Source organism: Achromobacter maghribensis, from assembly GCF_057334215.1.
Map to the genome: position 1 here is coordinate 1 of NZ_JBHFII010000018.1, position 20,263 is coordinate 20,263.

Genomic DNA, 20,263 nt, shown 5'->3' on the forward strand with positions numbered 1-20,263 from the left:
GCGACGAGCGTCCCACGAAGCCACGAATGCACCAACAAAGCCCAAGACACCTACGAAGCCCCAAGCACCAACGACACCCCCGCCACCCATCACAAAAACCACATAAGTATCCCTAAAGAACCACTTAAGTAAGCACCTCAAGAATCGCATCTCGAGCCTGATGCGACAGCTCCAGCCTCGTCGGCAAACTCCCGTCTGCATGCCTTGCCGGCAACACAGGCAAGAACACCACTTCGACAGACAGCCCCGTCGTTCCCATCACGCGCCAGAGATTTGCCACCAGGCTTTCTTCGCCGATGAACGCCGCGAATCCATCACGTTTGCCGTCGCGCAAAAACCGCAACGCCACGGGTTGGATTTCTACTGCCGCGGAACGCGCCGGCTCGAACAGGCTTGCGTGGAAAGGAAGAAGATCGAAGCCTTCGCTCGTCGTGCCCTCCGGGAACAAGCCTACCGCGTCGCCCTGCTTGAAGCGCACCTGCATCGACTCTCCCATCGCGTGCACCGCGTGGCGTTGCCCGCGTTCGATGAACAGCGTGCCCGCTCCCGCCACCAGCCAGCCAATCACCGGCCAGCCGCGGATCTCGCTCTTGGCCACGAACGACGTCGCGCGCGCCGAGTTCAGCACGAAGATATCGATCCAGGAAACGTGGTTCGCCACCATCAGCACCGGCCCCGTCAGACGCGGCTCGCCCTTGAAGACGACCCGCAGCCCACAGGCCGCCATCAACGCCCGCGACCACGTGCGGTTCAGCCATGCACGGGATGTTGGCCGCAGGAAAGGGTAGACCGCTCCTACGCAAAACAGGCCGAAAACAATCAAAGGCAGCACCAGTGCCAGCCGTAAGACAAAGCGCAGCAGCTTCAAACTGAAGTCTCCCAGGCCAGCCGGCCACCGACCACGGTGGCGCGTACCCGACCGGGCAGCATCATACCCGCGAACGGGGTGCTGACGCTGCGGCTTTGCAGCGCTGCCGGCATCACCAGCCATTCGGCATCCAGGTCGGCCAGGCATAGGTCCGCCGGCGCGCCCACGCCCAGCTGGCCCGCCTGCGCGGCGTCCGGCGTCAGCCTGGCCAGCACGGCGCCCGGGCCCGATGTCACGCGGGCCAACGCGTCAACCAGGGGCTGGCGGCGGTCGCGCACCCATTTCAGCGTCAGCGACAGCAGCAACTCCAACGCCGTCGCGCCGGGCGCCGACGCCGGGAACGGCGCCGCCTTGCCCCGGGCATCAACCGGCGTATGGTCCGAGCACAACGCGTCGACCAGCCCCTCGGCCAGCGCCGCGTGGATGGCGTCGCGATCGCGCTGGCCGCGCAGCGGCGGCGATAGATGGAAATTCGTATCGAAAAAGCCGATATCGACGTCGGTCAGGTGCAGGTTGTGGGCGGACACGTCGGCGGTCACGGGCAGCCCTTCCCGCTTGGCCGCCCGCAGCAGCGCAAGCCCCGCCGCGGTGGACAGGCGGGTCAGATGCACGCGGGCGCCGGTCGCGCGCTGAAGTTCGAAAATCGTCTGCATCGCCACGGTCTCGGCTTCCGGCGGCAGGCCTTCCAGCCCCAGACGTTCGGCGTAGGCGCCGCTGGCCGCGACCGCGCCACGCGCAAGCCACGGATCTTGCGGGCGCAGCCACAAGGTGTGGCCCGAGCCGCTGGCGTAGCGCATCGCGCCCCACAGCACCCGCGTATCGGCAACGCCTTGCTCGCCCTGCGAAAAAGCGATGCAGCCCGCCCGGGCCAGCAGGCCCATTTCCGCAAGCGTTTCACCCGCCAACCCTACGGTCATCGCGCCCAGCGGATGGATGCGAGCCTGGCCGGCGTCGGCCTGGCGCATCAGCGCGTCGACCTTGCCCGGCTCATCCAGCGCGGCGTCGGGCTCCGGCGGCAGCACCAGGCGCGTCACGCCGCCGGCCCGCGCCGCGCGCAGCTCCGCAGGCGCGAAGGCGGCGCCCGTGGCCACGCCGCCTGCCCCGGCGGGCTGCAAGACCCGGGCCGATAGATCGACCAGGCCCGGCAGCACGGCCAGGCCGTCGGCATCCAGCACGCGGTCGGCTTGGAAGCCGTCCGGCGCCATCCCCACGGCCACCACGCGGCCATCGGCCGTGTAAATGTCATGCCGCCCGTCCACGCCGTTGGCGGGGTCGATCAGGCGGCCGTTTGCAATGTGCAGCCTCATGGCGCGTCTTCCGTCAGTACGTGGAGGGTGGCCACGCGCAAGCACTGAAGCTGCACGGCCAATTGCGCCTCGATGGGCGGCAGGCTGGCGGCCACGTCGCCATCCACTTCCACGCCGGGGGTCAACGCGCCGGCCGGCAGCAGCAGCGCATCGCGCTTGGCGGCGGCCAGCGCGGCGGGCGTCAGCCCGTAAAGCTGGGCGTATTCCCGCGCGGACGGCAGCAGCGCGCCGCTGATCCGTTCGACGTCCAGGGGCAGGACGATGATCACATCGGCATCCTGCAAGCCTTCTTGCAGCGTCGCGCACGCGCGCACGCCCAGTTGCGGCAGGTTGTCCGGCAAGAGGGTGCGCGGCGCGACGGCGCGCACTTCGGGCACCCCCAGGGTGGTCATGACGTGGATCACCGAGCGCGCCACCGGCGAATGGCGGATATCGCCCACCAGCGTCACGGCCAGATGGGTCAGGTCTTGCTTGATGTCGCGCATCGCTTGCACCAGCGCCAGCGCCGGCAGCGGGTCCGCATGCCAGCCATCGCCGGCACTGACGACACGCAGGCCCGGCGCGGCATGCGCGGCCGCGCAATGGGCCGCGCCGCTTGCCGCATGGCGCAGCACCAGCACGCCCGGCGCCAGGCCAGCCACCGTCCGGGCCAGTGCGTCGCCCGCCTGGGCATCCGCCCCCGGCGCGTCCAGGACGACAGGCAGCAGGGACAGGCGCACGGCCGCCTCGGCGTAGGCATCGCGGCACGCGGGGTCGTCAGGCAGGGACAGAAAAACGGGAAGCGGCGCGGCGGCCGGGGCCGCGTTCTCGGCCAGCACGCGCGCCGCGTCGAGCAGGCGCTCGACATGGCGCCGTGGCAACCCTTCCGTTGTCAGCAGATGAATGAGTTCGCCGCGGCGATCAAGTTGCGGATTGAGCATAGGCAGGCCGGGCCGCGTGCTTCAGGACGCAGGCAGGGTGTCGAGGTATCGTTGCAGGATAACAGCCGCGGCCATCGCGTCGTCGGCCGCGTGCGTGCCCAGCAGGCGCTGGGCCTCCATGCTGGAACCGCGTTCGTCGACCAGTTCGACGGCGATGCCGAAGCGGCCGTGCAGTTGGTTGGCGAAGCGCCGGCAACGCGCCGTGGCCGGCTGCTCACCGCCATCGGCGTCCAGCGCCAGCCCCACGATCACGCGGTGGGGCTGCCATTCTTGCAGCAGCGCCGCGATGCGGCCGAAACGCGCGTCGCGGATTTCGCTGAAGATGATTTCCAGCGGACGCGCCTGGCGCGTCAGCGTGTTGCCGATGGCGATGCCGATCTTCTTTTCGCCGAAGTCAAAACCAAGCAGGGTCTCTTCAGGCATGGCCCGCGTCGCCCGCCAGCATGACCGGATCGATGCCCAGCAGCTTCAATGCGGCCGGATAGCGGTCTTCGGGAGGCACATCGAAAATGATGTGGTCGTCGGCGCCCACGCTGAGCCAGGCATTCTGGCCCATTTCGCTTTCCAGTTGCCCGGCGCCCCAGCCGGCATACCCCAGCGTGACCAGCATGCGGGCGGGCCCGTTGCCGTCGGCCACGGCTTGCAGCACGTCGCGGGAAGTCGTCAACGCCATCGCGCCCATCTTGATGCTGGAGCTGTAGTCGCCCGCAGGCGCGTGCAGCACAAAGCCGCGGTCGGTCTGCACCGGGCCGCCGAAGAACACCAGCGTGTCCTTGATGGGGCCGATTTCAAGCGTCAGCTCGATGCGTTCGAACAGCGTGCCCAGCGTCAGGTCGGTGGGCCGGTTGATGACCAGGCCCAGCGCGCCGCGCTCGGTGTGTTCGCATACGTATATGACAGAACCGGCCAAGCTGCCCTCGACCATGCCCGGCATGGCGATCAGGAACTGATTGGCAAAGTTGGCCGCCTGCGTCGAGGCGGCTTCGTGGTGTTTTTCCGTCATGGCAACCCCTTCATGGGTAGTCTGAAAGAACCGAGGACGGGGCGCGCGCCATGCGCGGCCCTGCTTGCCTGGTGGCAGACCGTCCTGCGGTTACGAGAGATGGGGGCTTGCCCCATCGTACGAGCCCTGGCGGAATAGGTCAGCGGATCGGGTTCAGATTTCCATCAATTCAAAGTCCTCTTTGCGGGCGCCGCATTCGGGACAGACCCAGTTCGGCGGCACGTCTTCCCAGCGGGTGCCAGGAGCAATGCCCTCGTCGGGCAGGCCGGCCTCTTCGTCATAGACCCAGCCACAAATCAGACACATCCAAGTACGCATAGTTCTCTCTTACATCAATTCCCGGCCTTCATCCCCGTGGCGGGGCAAAGGTGGGGGGCTTCCATTAGAATGGGGACAATCTTACCGAAACCCAATAGGGGTTCCCCTGATTCACCTCAAAATGAGTCCGGGCACCCTCACTCAAGCGCTGTCCACGTGGCCCCCGTTACTCCCCCTCTCGTTTTGGTCTTCGGCCCGCTCGATCCCTCGGGATCCGACGGCTTGCCCGCGGACGCCGTCACCTGCGCCCGTCTGGGCTGTCACGGCCTGGCGGCCATTACCGCGCTGACCGTGCAGGACACTGCCGGCATCGAAGAAATCCATCCTGTTTCGCCCGACATGCTGGACGATCAGGCCCGTTGCCTGCTGGAAGACATGTCCGTGCAGGCGATCAAGGTGGGCGGACTATACACCGCTGAAACGGCAAGCGTGGCCGCCCAGGTCGCCGCCGACTACAGCCAGGTTCCGCTGGTGCTGCACCTGGGCCAGCGCGCGCCCTTGCCGGTGGACGCCGCCGACGAGGACGACGCCGACGACCTGTTGGCCGCCACCCTGGAACTGGTGCTGCCACAGACCGATCTGCTGGTCATCGAACACCTGCGTCTGGCCCAGTGGCATGCCGATGGTGACATCGATATCGGGGACGCACCGACGCCCATGCACGCCCTGGTGGCGGCCGGGGCGGAATGGGTGCTGGTGCTGGGTAGCCCCCAACGCCCCGGCCATTACGCCAACGTGCTGCTGGGTCCCAACGGCCAGACGCACACCTGGCCGTGGCAGGCGCCCCCGGACCGCAACGGCGACGCCGGCGGCCTGGCCGCCACTGCCATCACCGCCATGCTGGCGCGCGGGTTGGAAATGCCCGACGCCGTGCGCCAGGGCCTGGCGCATGCCGACGCCTCGGTGGCCGCCAGCTTCCTGCCGGGCATGGGCCGGCGCATCCCCAACCGGATCCAACCGCAATGAAACCGCTGCGTTTTCCCGCCGGCCTGTATGGCGTCACCCCTGAATGGGACGATACCGATCGCCTGATGCAGGCCGTGCGCAAAGCCGCCGAGGGCGGCATGCGGTCGCTGCAACTGCGCCGCAAGAACGTGCCCGACGCGGTGCGTGCCGAGCAGGCCCGCGCGCTGGCGCCGCTGTGCCGCGAACTGGGCGTGGTGTTCCTGATCAATGACGACTGGCGTCTGGCGCTGGACGTCGGCGCCGATGGCGCCCACGTCGGCCGCGAAGACGAAAGCCTGGCGCGCATCCGCGCCGAAGCCGGCCCCGACCTGATTCTGGGCGGCTCCAGCTACGACGACCTGACCCGCGCCCGCGAACTGCTGGATGCCGGCGCCGACTACATCGCCTTCGGCGCGATGTTCGCCTCGACCGTCAAGCCGGACACCGTGCGCGCGCCCCTGTCGGTGCTGACCGAAGCCCGCCGCCTGGTCGAAGAGCGCGACGCGCCCCGGCCCGCGGTGATCGCCATCGGCGGCATCACGCCCGACAACGCGCTGTTGGTGGCCCAGGCGGGCGCCGACGCCGTTGCCGTCATCACCGCACTTTTCGAAGCGCCCAGCATCCGGGCCGCCGCCGCGGCCTGCTCCGCGCCCTTTATCGTCAACCCCAACCGCAAGCCCTGAACGCCATGTCCCGTAACGAACAGCTTTTCGAACGCGCCTGCCGCAGCATCCCCGGCGGCGTCAACTCGCCCGTGCGCGCTTTCCGCTCCGTCGGCGGCACGCCGCGGTTCATCAAGCGCGCGCAAGGCCCGTACGTATGGGACGCGGACGACAAGCAGTACATCGATTACGTGGGCTCCTGGGGCCCCGCCATCCTGGGCCATTCGCACCCTGAAGTGGTGCGCGCGGTGCAGGAAGCCGCCGTCAACGGCCTGTCGTTCGGCGCGCCCACCGAAGCCGAAATCGAACTGGCCGAAGTGCTGATTTCGCGCCTGCCCTCGCTGGAGCAGGTGCGCCTGGTCAGTTCCGGCACCGAAGCCACCATGACGGCGATCCGCCTGGCGCGCGGCGCCACCGGCCGCGCCAAGATCGTGAAGTTCGAAGGCTGCTATCACGGCCATTCGGACAGCCTGCTGGTCAAGGCCGGTTCCGGCCTGCTGACCTTCGGCAACCCCAGTTCGGCCGGCGTGCCGCCGGAATTCGTGTCGCACACGCTGACGCTCGAATTCAACAACCTGGACGCCGTGCGCCAGGCTTTCGCCCAGCATGGCGACGACATCGCCTGCATCATCGTCGAGCCGGTAGCCGGCAACATGAACCTGATCAAGCCGACGGCCGGCTTCCTGGAAGGCCTGCGCGAGGTCTGCACGCAACACGGCGCGCTGCTGATTTTCGACGAAGTGATGACCGGTTTCCGCGTCGGCCCCCAGGGCGTGCAGGGCCTGACCGGCGTCAAGCCCGACATCACCACGCTGGCCAAGGTCATCGGCGGCGGCATGCCGGTGGGCGCCTTCGGCGGCAGCGCCGAGATCATGAAACACATCGCCCCGCTGGGCGGCGTGTATCAGGCCGGCACGCTGTCGGGCAACCCGGTGGCGGTTGCCGCCGGCTTGGCCACGTTGCGCCTGATCGCGGCACCCGGCTTCTACGACAAGCTGTCGGCCCAGACCGCAAAGCTGGCCCAAGGGCTGCAGGAACGCGCGCGCGCCGCCGGGCTGGCCTTCTCGGCCGATTCCGTGGGCGGCATGTTCGGCATCTACTTCAGCGACCAGGTCCCGACCTCGTTCGCGGAAGTCTCCACGTGCGACACCGCGGCGTTCAATCGCTTCTTCCACGCCATGCTCGACCACGGCGTGCACTTCGCGCCGTCCGCGTTCGAAGCAGGCTTCGTCTCGGCCACGCACGACGACGCCGTGATCACGTCCACGCTGGATATTGCCGAAAAGGTCTTCGCCGCGATGTAAGCGGCGGGCGCGCCGGCTTGGGGGCCCCTGAGCCGACGCCCGGCTGGCACATGCCGGCTCAGGGCGCTTTATAGCGCTCGTACAGGGCGGTCACGTCCCTGACATAGGCTTGGGTTTCCGCATAGGGTGGCACGGCGTCGTACTTGCGCACCGCCCCCTCCCCCGCGTTGTAGGCGGCCAGCGCCAGGTCCAGACGGCCCGGGTACTGGTCGATCAGCCGGCGCAGGTGGCGCGACCCTGCCCGCACGTTCGTCGCCGGATCCACCAGCGCGCGCTCGATATCGTCCACCGACAGCACCGAAGCCGCCGTTGCCGGCATCAGCTGCATCAGGCCCAGCGCCCCCTTGGGCGACCGCGCGTCGCTGCGGAACCCCGATTCGATGGCGATAACGGCCGTCAGCAAGGCCCCATCCACCCCCGAGTCCTGCGCCGCACGAGCGATCAGCCCGTCATGGGCGGTGGACGGCTTGGCGTCGCCCCAGCGCAAGGCCCGCGAGGTCGGCGCAAGCGCGCTCAACCGCGCGCCGTCACCGGCCCGAGGCGGACAGTCCAGGCAGGCCTTGATGCCATTGCCCCGCCACGCGGTGCGAGCCTGCGCCCGCTTGTAATACTTGGCATAGCCCGTGGGCACCTTCATGGCGCGCCAGACGCCGAACGGATCTTTGTAGCGGTAGATCTCGCTGGCCTGGGCGGGACGGGCGGGCGCCAGCGCCAGCGCACCCGCCACCAAGGCCATCATCGCCGCCATGCCTGCGCCCCGCGCCGCGAAGGCGCGCAGGGCAGGCAAGAGGGAAAAGGGATGGTGGCGCATGGGGCGGGGCGGAGGCGGCGTCCGAAGACGGGTTGGCGAGCCCCTATGCTGCGGCGACGGACCGCGTTTGTCGCTCGGCCCTTCGCCCTAGTCCGGCGCCACCGCTCGATTTCCCTATGTAAAACAGGGCCGAAACTACGGCATACGTCGGACGATTACTATAGAATATGTCGCAATATTTCGTTTATTTACCAAATGAATGAACCTGGCAGCCCATGAGCGCCAGGCAGGAGAGGCTGAGATGGACGCAGAAAACACGCTCCAGCTGGTGCTGGACGCCAATACCAACGTCCTGACGGCCATCTATACGCCGCCGCCCCGCTCCGCCGAGGCACCCGCGGACGATGATGGCCCCCCCACCGCCGAGGCTATCGAGGCCTTAGGCGGCGCCGACACGGCTGGCGGCCAGGCCGACCAGGAACCGGACGCCGACGCCGAGGCAGAAGTCCCCGTGGACGCCGCCCCCTTCGTCAACCAAGACCTGCCCAGCTGGGACACGCTCGCCGCCGCCGTCGTCGCGCAAGGCTTGAGCGCCGACGCGCTGGACAACCACGCCGTGCTGGCCTTCATCGATCGGTGCCGCAGTGCCGTCGAGCCCGTGCAATTCCCCGTCGGGCAGGTGGTGGACGGCTCGTTCGAGCTGGAACTCGACCCCACCCGCATGACCGCGCTGCTGACCCTGTACCCGCCCAAAGGCGGTCTGCCCGTGACCCTGGACGCGCTGTGCCACGCCGTCGCCGACCGCGGCATCGTGCATGGCGTGCTGCCACAGGCCATGGCCGATGCCATCGAACAGGGTCGCGCCGCCACCGTGGTGATCGCTCAAGGCACGCCGCCCACGCGCGGCACCCCGACCCGCTTTGAAAGCCTGCTGGACCGCCTGAAGCCCCGCGCGCAGGAAATCGACGAACTGGCCCAGGTGGACTACCGCGACCTGGGCAGCCTGCTGCTGGTGTCGCCCGGCACGCCGCTGATGCGCAGGGTGCCTCCGCTGCCTGGCGTGGACGGCACCAACGTGCTGGGCGAACCCGTCCTGCCGGACGAAATGCCCGATACGCCCTTTTCCAAGGACATCTCGGGCGTGGAAATCGACCCCGAAGATCCGCTGCTGCTGCGCGCCACGATCGCCGGCACGCCCAAGCTGATCAGCCAGGGCGTGCAGGTGAACCCGATGGTGGAAGTCGACGCCGTCAACCTGTCCACGGGCAACATCACGTTTGAAGGGTCGCTGCAAGTGCGCGGCGACATCGCCGCCACCATGGAAGTCCGCGTGACGGGCGACGTGGTCGTCAACGGCACTATCGAAGCCGCGCTGGTGGAAGCCGGCGGCAGCGTGACCGTCAAAGGCGGCGTCATCGGCATGGCTGAAGCCTTGCAGGACGCGGCCGCCACCGCCCGCACCGCCCACATCGTCTGTGGCGGCGCGCTGAAAGCAAAGTTCATCGAGAACGCGATCATCAGCGCGGGGCAGGACGTGGAAGTGGAACGCGAGATCCGGCAGAGCAGCATCGCCGCTGGCGGCAGCGTGCTGGTTGGCCCGCCCAACACGCAGCAAAGCGCCATCACCGGCGGACAGACCCGCGCCTTGAACGCCGTGCGCGCCGGCACCATCGGTTCGCCGTCGGGCATTCCGACGATGGTGCAGGCGGGGCTGGACCCGCATGCCGACATCAAGCGTTCCGCGCTGACGCGCAAACGCCTGAAAATGAACGAGGAAAAAGCCAAACTGGAACAACTGCTGATGTTCCTGAAGGCCAACCCTCAGCGCGCCCCCGGCGACGTGGTGGAACGTGCTCGCAACACCCACGGCAAGCTCAGTGGCGACCTGCTGGCGCTGGACGCGGAAGAAGCGCAACTGGTTCGCGACCTGCAGCCGCTGCACACCGCCGTCATCACGGCAACGCGGCGCTTTTGCAGCGGCGCGAAGATTCAGTTGGGCAACAAGATGCAGGAATTCCTGGAAGACCAGGTCGGCGGCAAAGCCGGGCTGGAAGAAGGCGAGATCGTCATCCGCTGACCGTGCCGCCGGCAGGCCCGATCAGGGCGCCAGTTCCTTGAACCAGACCCGTGGCGAAATGCCGCGGTCGGGTCCCAGGATGGAGAATCCGCCGTCCACCGGGATATCCACACCCGTCATCCACGACGCCGCATCCGAACACGCGAAGCAAACCGCGGCGGCGATTTCGCTACCCGACCCCACGCGGCCCAGCGGATGGAAATGCGCCCCCACGGCGTCGGCCGCCTCTCGCGAGCCGCCCGATAACTGTTCAACTGAAGGCGACCACGTCCAGGCCGGCGACACCGCCAGCACGCGCACGCCGGCCGGCGCCAGTTCCACCGCGAAATTCTTGGTGATCTGCAATAGCGCCGCCTTGGATGCCGGATACAGCGCGCGCCCGGCCGCGCCGAACTTGCCGCCGGTGCTGCCCAGGTTCACGACCACGCCGCCGCGCGGCAAGTGCGGCGCCGCCAATTGCGTGAAGATCGCGGCCGACACCAGATTCGTATCGAGCGTGCTGTGCCATTCCGCGCGCGAGGACGCCAGCCCCCGGTCCGCGTACTGGCAAGCGTTGTTGACCAGCACATCCAGCCGGCCAAAGCGCGCCAGCGCGGCATCAATGCAACGCTGGATCTGGCTGTCTTCGCCGATGTCGGTCTCGCAGAACAACGCCCGGCCCTCCAGTTCCTGCTGAAGCGCCAAGCCCGCCTGCGCATTGCGCCCGACCAGCACCACATTGACGCCCGCCGCGGCCAGGCCGCGCGCGATATCGGCGCCCAGGCCCTGCGTGCTGCCGGTGACGATGGCCGTCTTGCCGGCCAAGCCGGGAAAACCTGAAAAGTCCATGGATAGTCCTTGATCAATGCGGCGCGGCGGCCCAGCGCACGGCCTCCGCCACCGAGCCGGTTTGCGCAATCAAGCGCATGCTGGCCAGCGACGCCCGGTGCACGGCTTCGTCCGCCGACGCGCAAGCATCTTCGGCCACCATCACCTCGAAGCCGATGTCGGCGGCATGCCGCACCGTGCCCTCCACGACGGAATGCGTGGCCACGCCGGCCACGACCAACCGGCGCGCGCCAATCACGCGCAGCGTTTCTTCAAGCGGCGTGCCATAGAACGCGCTGATGCGGGTGTGCTTCACGACGAATTCACGCGGGCTGCCGGCCAGCGGCTGCAGGCCCTCGTAGAACGCGCTGCCCCACTGGCCTTCAGGCACCGCCCCAATCGTCGCCACATTGCGGAAGATCGCGCAGTTGGGCAGCAGGTCGGCGTAATCGGGGCGGAAGGCAATGCGCACGTGCACGATAGGCAGCGCCCGCGCCCTCGCGCCGTCCAGCAGGGCGGCGGCGTTGTCCAGCAGGCGCTGGCGCGCGCCGCTGTCGGCGTCCAACCCGACACGGATCTTGCCGTCGGGATGCAACACGTCGTTCTGGTAGTGCAGCGCCAGCACCGCGGCATCCGATTCCATCACACAAACACCTCGAACACGTCGTGCGCGTCGTCGCAGTTGACCAGGTCCACGCGCTTCATGCGGAGTCGCCAGCTGTCGCCCTCGGCAGCCAGCTTATGGGTGTACCGGCCCGCCAGCTGGCGCGGCTGACGTTTGCGCCATTCGGTCATCTGGAACGCGGAATGCACCACCAGGTTGCCGCCTGCGTCCACGCCTTCGACTTGCACGCCGCCCACCAACCGCACGCTGCGCGTGGGCGGCTGCTGCGACCAGTTGCGGGGATGCTCCAGCCGGCGGATGCGCACGTCGCGCAACATGCGGTCTTCCCAGAACAGCGAAATATGGTCGTATGGGCTTTGCTGGCCCGGCACGCGCGGCATCCAATACATGCCGTCCGGCGTCCACAGCGATTGCCAGTCGTCATAGCGCCGTTCGTCCAGCAGCCGCGCCTCGCGGTACAGGAACTGGGCGATGCGGTGATAGGCGTCCGCCGGCACATCGGCTGGCGACAAACCGGTGGTGGCAACGTCGAAATCCAGGTCTAGCAGCATGGGCCTTCTCCCGTGGCGGGCGCGTTCGACGCCGCGCCGGCTTCCATGTAGGTCTTCCAGGCGCGGAACTGGTTGCGCATGGGCAATTCGCTGGTGCCATTGACGGACACCATGCCGTCGGCGTCGCTGCGGTCGCTGCCGTGGTAGCGATGCATGCTGACCCATTCGCCCCCGCGCGTGGCGTTGCCTTCCTGGCAGCGGTTATAGAGCTCGATATCGTCCGGCATCACGTTGGACGACGGCGAATTGATGACGTTGGCATACAGCATGGCGCGCTTGAACACGCCGTCCGGAGCGCCCTTGCAGCGAAAGGTCTGGATCTCGATCAAGGTCCGGTCCACGGCGATCGGGCGGATCACGCGGAACTGCTGGAACACGGTATGCGGCGAGCCGCTGCCGTAGATCACCGTGTTGTGGCGGTTCATGCCCAGGATCTCGCGGGCGCGTTCCTCGCCGTAGGCCGCCGTCAGCGTCTCGAAGTGCGCGCGCGACACCGGATCGCGCTCGGCGGCGCCGGGGTTGAAGATGCCTTCCATGTAGCCATGACCGTTGTCGTAGGCGCGCAATTCCAGCTTTTCCCAGAATTCATAGGGTTCGCCGTTGCCGTCCATGATGTGCAGCTCCAGCGGCATTTCGCCCATCTCCTTGGCCTCGTCACGGGCCGCGGCGTAGGACGATTCATGGGTCACGCGGGCATGCATCGTGTCGTGCAGGTTCTCGTAGAACACCTTCCAGTTTGATCGCTGCATCACGCGGAAGATGCCGCCCGCGACCTCGACCTCGCCCACCGGCGAACGGTCGCACAGGTTGTCGATGGACGACCGCACGCCGCCCAGGAAATCCGTCAGCGCCGGCCCTGCCTTGGCCTGGCTGGCGAACACGAACCCGCGATAGCTTTCCACGCGCGCCAGCCGGCGCATCGAAAACGACGGGTCCGCCGGATCATAGGACGTGCCTTCCAGGCCTTGCTTGAGCGGCACGCCCAGGTGGCTGCCGTCCAGCTTGAAGGTCCAGGCGTGGTAGGGGCAGCGGAAGAACTTGCCCACGCAGCCCTCGCCGTCGGCCACGATCTTCGCGCCCTTGTGCGGGCAGCGGTTGTACAGCACGTGCACATTGCCGTCGGTGGCGCGCACCATCAGCACGTCCTGGTCGCCCAGCCGGGTGGTGTGGTAGTCGCCCGTCTTGGGCACCTGGCTTTCGTGGCCCACGTAGATCCAGGCCTGGCCGTAGATGCGCTGCATCTCCAGGTCGAAGATGGCGGGGTCGGTGTAGACGCCGCGGTGCACGCTGTCGCCGCGCACCATCGCGGCCAGTTGTTCTTGCGAGTAAGACATGTCGCCCTCCTACTTGTGCTCGCTGTCTTTCCAACGCGCCATCAGCGTGTTGGACGGCAGGGTCTCATCCAGCAGCTTCGCGGCGGTTTCACGGCCCGCGACGGGCAGGCCCTTGGGGTCCAGCAGGCCCACCTGCACCAGCACGCTGGCCTGGTCCCAGTAGATGTGTTCGTGATAGAGCTTGTCGCCGCGGAACTTCACGATGGCGATCAGCGGAATCTCCACCTTCCGGCCGGTCGGCGCCACGCCGGGCAGCAGCCAGTCGATCTCGGTCGTGTGCGTGAAGCAGAACAGCAGTTCGTCCACGATCTGCGTGGCGCCCACGGTGCGCGACAACGGGATCAGGCGCGTGTCGGGCGGGTTGCTGTTGACGAAATGGTGCTGATAGAAGCGCGACAGCTCTTTGTGGCCCACGCCGCCCGTCATCGTCGGGATATGGTTCACATAGGGTTCGGCGACCATCGTGGCCATGGTGGCCGCCACGTCGCGCGTGCCGAATTCATATTCGCAGTGTTTGTCCCACAAGGCCGAATAATCGAACTCGGGGCCGATGGCACGCTGCAGGGCCGCCATGCTGCGCTGGTGCGCCATCAGGGCGGACGGCTTGTCGTAGTGGTCGCCGCCAGTGCGTGCGAACGCGTGATCCATGCCGGGATACACATAGAGTTCCACGCCCGGCTTGCCGCCCAGCGCCTCCAGGATGCGCTGGCGCGCCGCGGGCGGACAGAAGCCATCCTGCTCGGCGATGTGCAGCACCAGCCGTCCCCGCAACGCGGACGCCTCTTCCAGGCAGTCTTCGATGCCCACCCCGTAGTAGCCCACGGCCACGTCCACATCGGTACGGCAGGCGGCCAGATAAGCCAGCTTGCCGCCCAGGCAATAGCCCAGCACGCCCACGCCGCCCTGCTGCTCGGGCAGCTTGCGCAGCTCGGCGATCGTGGACGCGATGTCTTTCACGCCCAGCTCGACATTGAAGCCCTGGTAGAGCTCGAACGCGCGTGGCATGTCGGCCGGGCCGTCGGTCAGCTGGATGCCGGGCTGCTGCCGCCAGAACAGGTCGGGCACCAGCACCACATAGCCTTCTTCGGCCAGCAACTGCGCCGCGCGGCGCATGAAATCGTTGACGCCGAAGATCTCCTGGCACAGCACCAGGCCGGGGCCGTGGCCCGCGGCCGGCCCGGCCAGGTAGGCGCCAAAGGACTTGCCATCGTGCGAGGCAATCGTGACCTCGCGCGTCGTGATGTTCAGGGTCATGCGGTTCTCCTTGAATGCGTGATGCGTATCGCGTGAAACGGGCCGCCCTACTTCATCTGGCACGAAGCGGCGAAGGGGTCCTGGTACTGCGTCAGCACCGTGCCCGTCAGCTTGTTGGCCAGCTTGCCGTCCGCGCCCGCCTCGATGACGCGCAGGTAGTAGTTCTGGATCGGATACTGGTTGCGGTTGAATTTGAAATCGCCCCGCACCGACTTGAAGTCCGCGCGCCGCAAGGCCGGGCGCAACGCGTCCGCCTCCAGTTTGCCGCCCGTCTGGCGCACGGCGCTATCCAGCAGCATGGCCGCGTCATAGCCCTGCGAGGCGTACAGCGTCGGGCTGCGGTTGTAGGTCTTCTTGAAGTCTTCGACGAACTTGCGGTTGGCCGGGTTGTCCAGGTCGGCGGCCCACTGCGAGGTATTGCGCAGCCCCTGGATGGGCGCCCCCACCGCCGCGATCGTGTCCTCGTCGCCCGAGAAGCCAGGCGCCAGCAACGCGATGTCTTTCGACAGGCCCGCGCCGTTGAACTGCTTGATGAAGTTCACCCCCATGCCGCCGGGCAGGAAGAAGAACACCGCGTCGGGCTTGCTGGCGCGCAGCCGCGTGATCTCGACCCCATAGTCCAACTGGCCAAGCTGGGTGTAGATCTCTTCGGACAGGCCGCCCTTGTACAGGCGCTTGAATCCGTTAAGCGACTCGCGGCCGCCGGGATAGTCGGGCGCGATCAACGCCACGCTTTTATAGCCCTGGTCGGCGGCGTACTTGCCCATGGCGGCGGGGATGTCTTCGTTTTGCCACGCCACCGCGAAGAAATTCGGATTACAGCCCGCGCCGGCGTAGTTTTCCGGCCCGGTGTTGGTGCTGAGATAGATCGTGCCCGACTGCAATATCGCCGGCATCACCGGCAGCAACACGTTCGAAAACACGATGCCCGTCATGATGTCCACGCGGTCGCGCTTGAGCAGACGCTCCACGGCCTGACGGCCCGTGTCCGCCTTTTGCTGATCGTCGGCCACCACCACTTCCGCCGGCAGTCCGCCCAGCTTGCCGCCCGTATGCTGCAACGCCAGATTGAAACCGTCCCGGATCTCGTTGCCCAGCGCCGAACCCGGTCCGGACAGCGTCGTCAGCAAGCCCACCTTGACCTTGTCGGCCGCCGAGGCCCCCGCTGCGGCTGCCATGCAGACCAGCGCCGCCAGCGCGCGCCGGCTCCAGAGATTTCGATTCATGAGCCACCCCGTTTCCACCGCCAGCCACGCTGGCGGAAAGCTGACAGAACCCGTCTGTCGTCGGTTCATGCGTGCTGCCGATCCTTGCCGCCTCCCAGCGTATGCCGACAGGCCGCCCCGCTCTATCCGAATATGGTCAGTTTTATCCGGGATTCACTTAATTCCCAACCGGGGACGATTAAATTACTCTGGCCGCAGATACGGGAGCGTTCCCGTCCCGGAGGCACCCATGCACGGCTGGTCCCGACTCACGCTTGCGCCCTTGCTGAAACGGCGCGTGTTCAGCTCCACCCAGCAGGACGAGACCCGCACGCTCGTGTCCGAAACGCTGAAGGAACACCGGCTGACCTGGAAAGGCGGGCGCGTGGATGCCGAACTGAATCGGGGCCGGTTCGGTTCGCTGACCTTCTGTACGTTGCGCTACGGCGCCGAAGTCCACATCGAACCCGACCGCCTGAAAGACTTCATGCTGGTGCAGGTGCCGCTGCGCGGCCGTGCCTGCATCGAATGCGGCGATGAACGCGTCGACGCCAACCCCGATTGCGCCGCCGTCATCGCTCCCAACCGCCCGCTGCGGCTGCACTGGGAAAGCGGCTGCGAGCAACTGCTGCTGAAGATCCCCCGCGACAAGCTGGAAACCATCGGTCAACGCGCGTTCGGCGACGCCGCAGTCCGTCCGCTGGACTTCAGCCCCGCGCTACGCCTGGACACCCCCATCGGCGCGGTGTGGCGCAGCATGATGAGCGCCCTGATCCACCTCTTGCCCACGCTGGACGACGGGGCTCCCCGCCCTCCCGCGGCCTGGCTTGCCCACATGGAAGACAGCCTGATCCTGCACCTGCTGTACAACCAGCCCAACACCTGGCAGTCGCAGGCCGGTCCGGCCCCGTCCATCCCCCGCCGCCTGACGCTGGCCGAAACCTACATGCGCGACCACCTGTCCGCCCCCCTCACCCTGACCGACATCGCCCGCCACGCCGGCGCCAGCGCCACCGCCCTGACCCGTCTGTTCCAGGAACACCGCGACACGACCCCCATGAACGCGCTACGGGCGCTGCGGCTGGACACGGCCAGGCAAAAGCTGAAGGCAGGCCAGGCCGCCAGCGTGACCGAAGTCGCGCTGGCCGTAGGCTTTGGGCATTTGGGGAGGTTTTCGGAGTACTACCGGGAACGCTTCGGCGAACTACCGAGAGAAACGCGGCGCGCGTAAGGCGCCGGAAAATCAGGCGGCGGGCACTACCGCCGTCACTTCAATTTCCACCTTCGCCCGATCCTCCACCAGATCCGCCACTTCCACCGCCGTCATCGCCGGGAAATGCCGGCCGATGAACTCCCGGTAGTGTTTGCCGATAGCCGGATAGGCCGCCACGTATTCGTCCTTGTCGGTGACATACCACGTCATCCGGACAATATGCTCGGGCTTCGCGCCGCCCTCGGCCAGGATCGCCACGATGTTCGACAGCGTCTGGCGAACCTGGTCCGCCAAATCATCCGATTCGAACTGCTGCTGGCCATTCCACCCCACCTGCCCGCCAACGAACACGAGCTTGCTGCCCACCGTCATTTCGGTCAGCACGCCATTCGAATAGCCCCGGGGCGCCATCCAATCCGGCGGTTGCAGAATCTTCATAACGTCTCATCCTATTTTTAAGAAAACAAACTACAGGGTGGCCCGCGCCGCTTACGCCGCGCCAGCCAGATAATCGTGCATGCGTTCCCGCAGGTCCGCAGGCATCGGCATCGACTTCATCGTCCGCAGATCCACGGTCACGATCGTCAGCGTCGCCGACAACCGCAATTGGCCATCAGGCCCTTCGAACCGCACCAGCGCCTTGAACGACGCTCCGCCGATGCGTTGCACTTCCAGCGTCTGGCGCAAGCGCTCGTGCCAGCGGCTGGGCGCGCTGAAGTCGCACGTCACCGACGCCATCGGCGTACCGATGTGGCGCTCGACGTGCAGCGCGTGGAACGGCAGCCCCATCCCCTTGTCGAACCATTCCTCGACAAAGTCGTTGATCATTTCGAAATAGCGCGGGTAGAAGACAATGCCCGCCGGGTCGCAATGACGGAAGCGGACTTCTACCTGGCTGGTGAAAGGAGCGGCCATGGTGATTTCCCGGTTACCTGTTCAAGCCATCTTGCGCAGCGCGAAACGTTGCAGCTTGCCCGTCTCGGTACGGGGCAACGCCGCCACGAATTCGATCGCGCGCGGGTATTTGTAGGGCGCGATGCTGGCCTTCACGAAAGTCTGCATCGCCGCCACGAGTTCATCGCTGGGCGTGTACCCGGGCTTGAGCACGACGAACGCCTTGACCAATTGGCCGCGTTCGTCGCATGGGGCGCCGACCACGCCGCATTCGGCCACGGCTTCGTGGCGCAGCAGCGCGTCTTCGACTTCCGGGCCGGCGATGTTGTAGCCGGCGGACACGATCATGTCGTCGTTGCGCGCCTGGTAGAACAGATAGCCTTCATCGTCCTGCATGAAGGTGTCGCCCGGCAGGTTCCAGCCCTGCTGCACGAAGCGTCGCTGGCGTTCGTCGGCCAGATAGCGGCAGCCGGTCGGCCCCTTGACGGCCAGACGGCCCACCGTGCCGTTGGGCACCGGCTTCATGTCGTCGTCCACCACCTGCGCCACATAACCCGGAACCACCTTGCCGATGGCGCCGCGCTTGACCGACTCCGGCGGGCTGGACACGAACACGTGGATCATTTCCGTGCCGCCGATGCCATCGATCATCTCGATGCCGCTGGCCTGCTTCCACAGTTGGCGGGTGGCGTCCGGCAAGGCCTCGCCGGCCGACACGCTCTTCTTCAGCGACGACAGGTCGAACTTGCCGACCAATGCCGCCATCTGGCGGTAGAACGTGGGCGCGGTGAAAACGATGGTCGCGCGGAAGTCCTGGATCAGTTCCAGCAGGCTTTCGGGCGTCAGCTTTTCAGCCAGCACCGTGCTGGCGCCCACGCGCAGCGGGAAGCACAGCAAGCCGCCCAGGCCGAACGTGAATGCCAGCGGCGGCGTGCCGCAGAAAATGTCGTCCGGCCCCGGCTTGATGACGTGCTTGGGGAACAGGTCGCACATCGCCAGCACATCGCGGTGAAAGTGCATGCAGCCCTTGGGCGCCCCCGTGGTGCCGCTGGTGAACGCGATCAGGCACACGTCGTCGGCCGCCGTGTCGCAAGCCGTGTAGTCGTCCGGCTTGGCCGCGGCCAATGCGTCCAGCGCGTCCGGCGCGGCGTCATTGAAATACAAAATCTGCGACAGGCCGGCGCAATGGTGTTCGTGGCCGGGCTGCGCGCAAAACTGGGCTTCGTCCTTCAGGCGGGCGTCACACAGCACCGCCTGGATCTCTGCCTTCTCGATGATCTGCTTAAGCTCTTTGGCGCGCAGCAGCGGCATCGTGGGCACCGTCACCAGGCCCGCCTTGATCGCCGCCAGCCAGGCGGCGGCCATCATCGGATTGTTCGGCCCGCGCAGCAGCAGGCGGTTGCCGGCAACCAGCTTCATGTCTTCGGTCAGCACGCGCGCGATGCGGTTGGTCAGCGCGGCCAGTTCCCGGTAAGTCATCGCGGCGGGTTTGCCGTCCTGGCGCCAGCGCAGCGCGACGCGCTCGCCGAAGCCGCGGCCAACCATGGCGTCGACCAGCTCGACGGCGCAATTGAACCGCTTTGGATAGGCCACGTCGGGGCCGTCCAGCAGGAACTCGGGCCATTGGTCGCCCGGGGGCAGATTGTCCCGGGCGAAAGTGTCGATGTGGGCGGAGCTTTCCATAAAATTCCCCTTGCTATGCGGTGCGGTGTGGTTGGCGTTGCGGAATGGCCAGGGCTCGATGGCCCTTTACGCCTTCAGCAATTCACGGGCGATGATCAACTTCTGCACTTCGGTGGCGCCTTCGTAGATACGCAGCGCTCTGATTTCCCTGTAGAGCTTCTCCACCGGCATCCCCGACACCACCCCCGCGCCCCCGAACATCTGGAGAGCACGGTCGATCACGGTCTGCGCCGATTCCGTGGCCGTCATCTTGGCCATCGCCGCTTCACGCGTGGTGCGCAGCTTTTGCACGTCGCGCATCCACGCGGCGCGATACGTCAGCAGCGCCGAGGCGTCGATGGCGGTCGCCATGTCGCCCAGCGCGGCTTGCGTCAGTTGCAGATCGGCCAGCGTCTGGCCGAACATGCGGCGCGACTTGGCGCGCGCCAGGCCTTCGTCCAGCGCCCGGCGGGCAAAGCCCAGCGCGGCCGCCGCCACCGATGCGCGGAAGATGTCCAGCGTCATCATGGCCAGCTTGAACCCCTGGCCCGCATCGCCCAGGC

General features: G+C 67.0%; 22 protein-coding genes. 5 read left to right on the forward strand and 17 right to left on the reverse strand.

Features of this window, described 5'->3' with window-relative positions:
* Positions 1 to 124 precede the first annotated feature (124 nt).
* The 6 genes from ACE039_RS08145 to ACE039_RS08170 all read right to left on the reverse strand — a co-directional run bounded on the left by ACE039_RS08145 (position 125) and on the right by ACE039_RS08170 (position 4,416).
* Positions 125 to 868: a lysophospholipid acyltransferase family protein gene (locus ACE039_RS08145; protein WP_105560431.1), complete on the reverse strand. Its 744-nt coding sequence runs from the start codon at positions 866 to 868 to the stop codon at positions 125 to 127.
* The gene (locus tag ACE039_RS08150) at positions 865 to 2,175 is read right to left on the reverse strand and encodes a dihydroorotase (protein ID WP_485822066.1); all 1,311 of its coding nucleotides are present in this window, start codon (positions 2,173 to 2,175) and stop codon (positions 865 to 867) included. Before ACE039_RS08150 ends, ACE039_RS08145 begins: the two co-directional genes overlap by 4 nt.
* Positions 2,172 to 3,095, reverse strand: coding sequence for an aspartate carbamoyltransferase (locus ACE039_RS08155; protein WP_485822067.1), 924 nt, complete (start codon positions 3,093 to 3,095; stop codon positions 2,172 to 2,174). The genes ACE039_RS08150 and ACE039_RS08155 overlap by 4 nt, the downstream gene beginning before the upstream one ends.
* A 21-nt stretch (positions 3,096 to 3,116) precedes the next feature.
* Positions 3,117 to 3,518 (reverse strand): Holliday junction resolvase RuvX, encoded by a 402-nt coding sequence (gene ruvX, locus ACE039_RS08160; protein ID WP_105560434.1) that lies wholly within the window; start codon positions 3,516 to 3,518, stop codon positions 3,117 to 3,119.
* Entirely contained in the window at positions 3,511 to 4,098 is a 588-nt protein-coding gene (locus ACE039_RS08165; RefSeq protein ID WP_105560435.1) for a YqgE/AlgH family protein, read from the reverse strand. Before ACE039_RS08165 ends, ruvX begins: the two co-directional genes overlap by 8 nt.
* A 153-nt stretch (positions 4,099 to 4,251) precedes the next feature.
* Positions 4,252 to 4,416, reverse strand: coding sequence for a rubredoxin (locus tag ACE039_RS08170; protein ID WP_003814980.1), 165 nt, complete (start codon positions 4,414 to 4,416; stop codon positions 4,252 to 4,254).
* A 156-nt stretch (positions 4,417 to 4,572) separates the two neighbouring features.
* Between ACE039_RS08170 and ACE039_RS08175 the strand changes: the two genes are divergently transcribed.
* Genes ACE039_RS08175 through hemL form a run of 3 tightly spaced genes read left to right on the forward strand, consistent with a single transcriptional unit; the run spans position 4,573 to position 7,327 of the window.
* Positions 4,573 to 5,382 carry a hydroxymethylpyrimidine/phosphomethylpyrimidine kinase gene (locus ACE039_RS08175; protein ID WP_485811173.1) on the forward strand — a complete coding sequence of 270 codons (810 nt, stop codon included), beginning with the start codon at positions 4,573 to 4,575 and terminating at the stop codon, positions 5,380 to 5,382.
* A complete protein-coding gene (gene thiE / locus ACE039_RS08180; RefSeq protein ID WP_485811171.1) occupies positions 5,379 to 6,044 on the forward strand; it encodes a thiamine phosphate synthase in 666 nt (221 codons plus the stop codon). The genes ACE039_RS08175 and thiE overlap by 4 nt, the downstream gene beginning before the upstream one ends.
* Positions 6,045 to 6,049: 5 nt before the next feature.
* A complete protein-coding gene (gene hemL / locus ACE039_RS08185) occupies positions 6,050 to 7,327 on the forward strand; it encodes a glutamate-1-semialdehyde 2,1-aminomutase (protein WP_485822068.1) in 1,278 nt (425 codons plus the stop codon).
* Between the two features lie 58 nt (positions 7,328 to 7,385).
* Here hemL and ACE039_RS08190 read toward each other — a convergent pair whose 3' ends face one another.
* The gene (locus ACE039_RS08190; protein ID WP_448708545.1) at positions 7,386 to 8,138 is read right to left on the reverse strand and encodes a lytic transglycosylase domain-containing protein; all 753 of its coding nucleotides are present in this window, start codon (positions 8,136 to 8,138) and stop codon (positions 7,386 to 7,388) included.
* Positions 8,139 to 8,379: 241 nt separating this feature from the next.
* Here ACE039_RS08190 and ACE039_RS08195 point away from each other — a divergent pair, with 241 nt between their 5' ends.
* Complete coding sequence (locus ACE039_RS08195; RefSeq protein ID WP_485822069.1) at positions 8,380 to 10,155, forward strand: DUF342 domain-containing protein; 1,776 nt, start codon at positions 8,380 to 8,382, stop codon at positions 10,153 to 10,155.
* Between the two features lie 21 nt (positions 10,156 to 10,176).
* Here the strand turns inward: ACE039_RS08195 and ACE039_RS08200 are convergent, their stop codons facing one another.
* From ACE039_RS08200 to ACE039_RS08225, 6 genes are read right to left on the reverse strand one after another with little or no spacing between them, the layout of a single operon-like run.
* Positions 10,177 to 10,983, reverse strand: coding sequence for an SDR family oxidoreductase (locus ACE039_RS08200; RefSeq protein WP_105560441.1), 807 nt, complete (start codon positions 10,981 to 10,983; stop codon positions 10,177 to 10,179).
* A 13-nt stretch (positions 10,984 to 10,996) separates the two neighbouring features.
* A complete protein-coding gene (locus ACE039_RS08205) occupies positions 10,997 to 11,605 on the reverse strand; it encodes a cysteine hydrolase family protein (RefSeq protein ID WP_105560442.1) in 609 nt (202 codons plus the stop codon).
* Positions 11,605 to 12,138, reverse strand: a complete 534-nt coding sequence (locus tag ACE039_RS08210; RefSeq protein ID WP_105560443.1) for an aromatic-ring-hydroxylating dioxygenase subunit beta — start codon at positions 12,136 to 12,138, stop codon at positions 11,605 to 11,607. The genes ACE039_RS08205 and ACE039_RS08210 overlap by 1 nt, the downstream gene beginning before the upstream one ends.
* A complete protein-coding gene (locus ACE039_RS08215) occupies positions 12,129 to 13,472 on the reverse strand; it encodes an aromatic ring-hydroxylating dioxygenase subunit alpha (RefSeq protein ID WP_485822070.1) in 1,344 nt (447 codons plus the stop codon). Before ACE039_RS08215 ends, ACE039_RS08210 begins: the two co-directional genes overlap by 10 nt.
* A 9-nt stretch (positions 13,473 to 13,481) precedes the next feature.
* Positions 13,482 to 14,726, reverse strand: a complete 1,245-nt coding sequence (locus tag ACE039_RS08220; RefSeq protein ID WP_485822071.1) for a dienelactone hydrolase family protein — start codon at positions 14,724 to 14,726, stop codon at positions 13,482 to 13,484.
* A gap of 47 nt (positions 14,727 to 14,773) precedes the next feature.
* A complete protein-coding gene (locus ACE039_RS08225) occupies positions 14,774 to 15,952 on the reverse strand; it encodes an ABC transporter substrate-binding protein (protein WP_105560446.1) in 1,179 nt (392 codons plus the stop codon).
* A gap of 229 nt (positions 15,953 to 16,181) precedes the next feature.
* Between ACE039_RS08225 and ACE039_RS08230 the strand changes: the two genes are divergently transcribed.
* Positions 16,182 to 17,162 carry an AraC family transcriptional regulator gene (locus ACE039_RS08230; protein ID WP_105560447.1) on the forward strand — a complete coding sequence of 327 codons (981 nt, stop codon included), beginning with the start codon at positions 16,182 to 16,184 and terminating at the stop codon, positions 17,160 to 17,162.
* Positions 17,163 to 17,174: 12 nt separating this feature from the next.
* Here the strand turns inward: ACE039_RS08230 and ACE039_RS08235 are convergent, their stop codons facing one another.
* The 4 genes from ACE039_RS08235 to ACE039_RS08250 form a co-directional block, all read right to left on the reverse strand.
* Positions 17,175 to 17,582, reverse strand: coding sequence for a RidA family protein (locus ACE039_RS08235; RefSeq protein ID WP_105560448.1), 408 nt, complete (start codon positions 17,580 to 17,582; stop codon positions 17,175 to 17,177).
* Between the two features lie 51 nt (positions 17,583 to 17,633).
* Positions 17,634 to 18,059 carry an acyl-CoA thioesterase gene (locus tag ACE039_RS08240; protein ID WP_105560449.1) on the reverse strand — a complete coding sequence of 142 codons (426 nt, stop codon included), beginning with the start codon at positions 18,057 to 18,059 and terminating at the stop codon, positions 17,634 to 17,636.
* A gap of 21 nt (positions 18,060 to 18,080) precedes the next feature.
* The gene (locus ACE039_RS08245) at positions 18,081 to 19,721 is read right to left on the reverse strand and encodes an AMP-binding protein (RefSeq protein ID WP_105560450.1); all 1,641 of its coding nucleotides are present in this window, start codon (positions 19,719 to 19,721) and stop codon (positions 18,081 to 18,083) included.
* A 66-nt stretch (positions 19,722 to 19,787) separates the two neighbouring features.
* On the reverse strand, positions 19,788 to 20,263 hold a 476-nt coding region (locus ACE039_RS08250; RefSeq protein WP_485822072.1), incomplete at its 5' end, for an acyl-CoA dehydrogenase family protein.

Bases quoted from the DNA above. Each gene is read 5' to 3' on its own strand.
- ACE039_RS08150 (WP_485822066.1), bottom strand. From the start codon at position 2,175: ATGAGGCTGCACATTGCAAACGGCCGCCTGATCGACCCCGCCAACGGC.
- ACE039_RS08155 (WP_485822067.1), bottom strand. From the start codon at position 3,095: ATGCTCAATCCGCAACTTGATCGCCGCGGCGAACTCATTCATCTGCTG.
- ruvX (WP_105560434.1), bottom strand. From the start codon at position 3,518: ATGCCTGAAGAGACCCTGCTTGGTTTTGACTTCGGCGAAAAGAAGATC.
- ACE039_RS08165 (WP_105560435.1), bottom strand. From the start codon at position 4,098: ATGACGGAAAAACACCACGAAGCCGCCTCGACGCAGGCGGCCAACTTT.
- ACE039_RS08170 (WP_003814980.1), bottom strand. From the start codon at position 4,416: ATGCGTACTTGGATGTGTCTGATTTGTGGCTGGGTCTATGACGAAGAG.
- thiE (WP_485811171.1), top strand. From the start codon at position 5,379: ATGAAACCGCTGCGTTTTCCCGCCGGCCTGTATGGCGTCACCCCTGAA.
- hemL (WP_485822068.1), top strand. From the start codon at position 6,050: ATGTCCCGTAACGAACAGCTTTTCGAACGCGCCTGCCGCAGCATCCCC.
- ACE039_RS08190 (WP_448708545.1), bottom strand. From the start codon at position 8,138: ATGCGCCACCATCCCTTTTCCCTCTTGCCTGCCCTGCGCGCCTTCGCG.
- ACE039_RS08195 (WP_485822069.1), top strand. From the start codon at position 8,380: ATGGACGCAGAAAACACGCTCCAGCTGGTGCTGGACGCCAATACCAAC.
- ACE039_RS08200 (WP_105560441.1), bottom strand. From the start codon at position 10,983: ATGGACTTTTCAGGTTTTCCCGGCTTGGCCGGCAAGACGGCCATCGTC.
- ACE039_RS08205 (WP_105560442.1), bottom strand. From the start codon at position 11,605: ATGGAATCGGATGCCGCGGTGCTGGCGCTGCACTACCAGAACGACGTG.
- ACE039_RS08210 (WP_105560443.1), bottom strand. From the start codon at position 12,138: ATGCTGCTAGACCTGGATTTCGACGTTGCCACCACCGGTTTGTCGCCA.
- ACE039_RS08215 (WP_485822070.1), bottom strand. From the start codon at position 13,472: ATGTCTTACTCGCAAGAACAACTGGCCGCGATGGTGCGCGGCGACAGC.
- ACE039_RS08220 (WP_485822071.1), bottom strand. From the start codon at position 14,726: ATGACCCTGAACATCACGACGCGCGAGGTCACGATTGCCTCGCACGAT.
- ACE039_RS08225 (WP_105560446.1), bottom strand. From the start codon at position 15,952: ATGAATCGAAATCTCTGGAGCCGGCGCGCGCTGGCGGCGCTGGTCTGC.
- ACE039_RS08230 (WP_105560447.1), top strand. From the start codon at position 16,182: ATGCACGGCTGGTCCCGACTCACGCTTGCGCCCTTGCTGAAACGGCGC.
- ACE039_RS08235 (WP_105560448.1), bottom strand. From the start codon at position 17,582: ATGAAGATTCTGCAACCGCCGGATTGGATGGCGCCCCGGGGCTATTCG.
- ACE039_RS08240 (WP_105560449.1), bottom strand. From the start codon at position 18,059: ATGGCCGCTCCTTTCACCAGCCAGGTAGAAGTCCGCTTCCGTCATTGC.
- ACE039_RS08245 (WP_105560450.1), bottom strand. From the start codon at position 19,721: ATGGAAAGCTCCGCCCACATCGACACTTTCGCCCGGGACAATCTGCCC.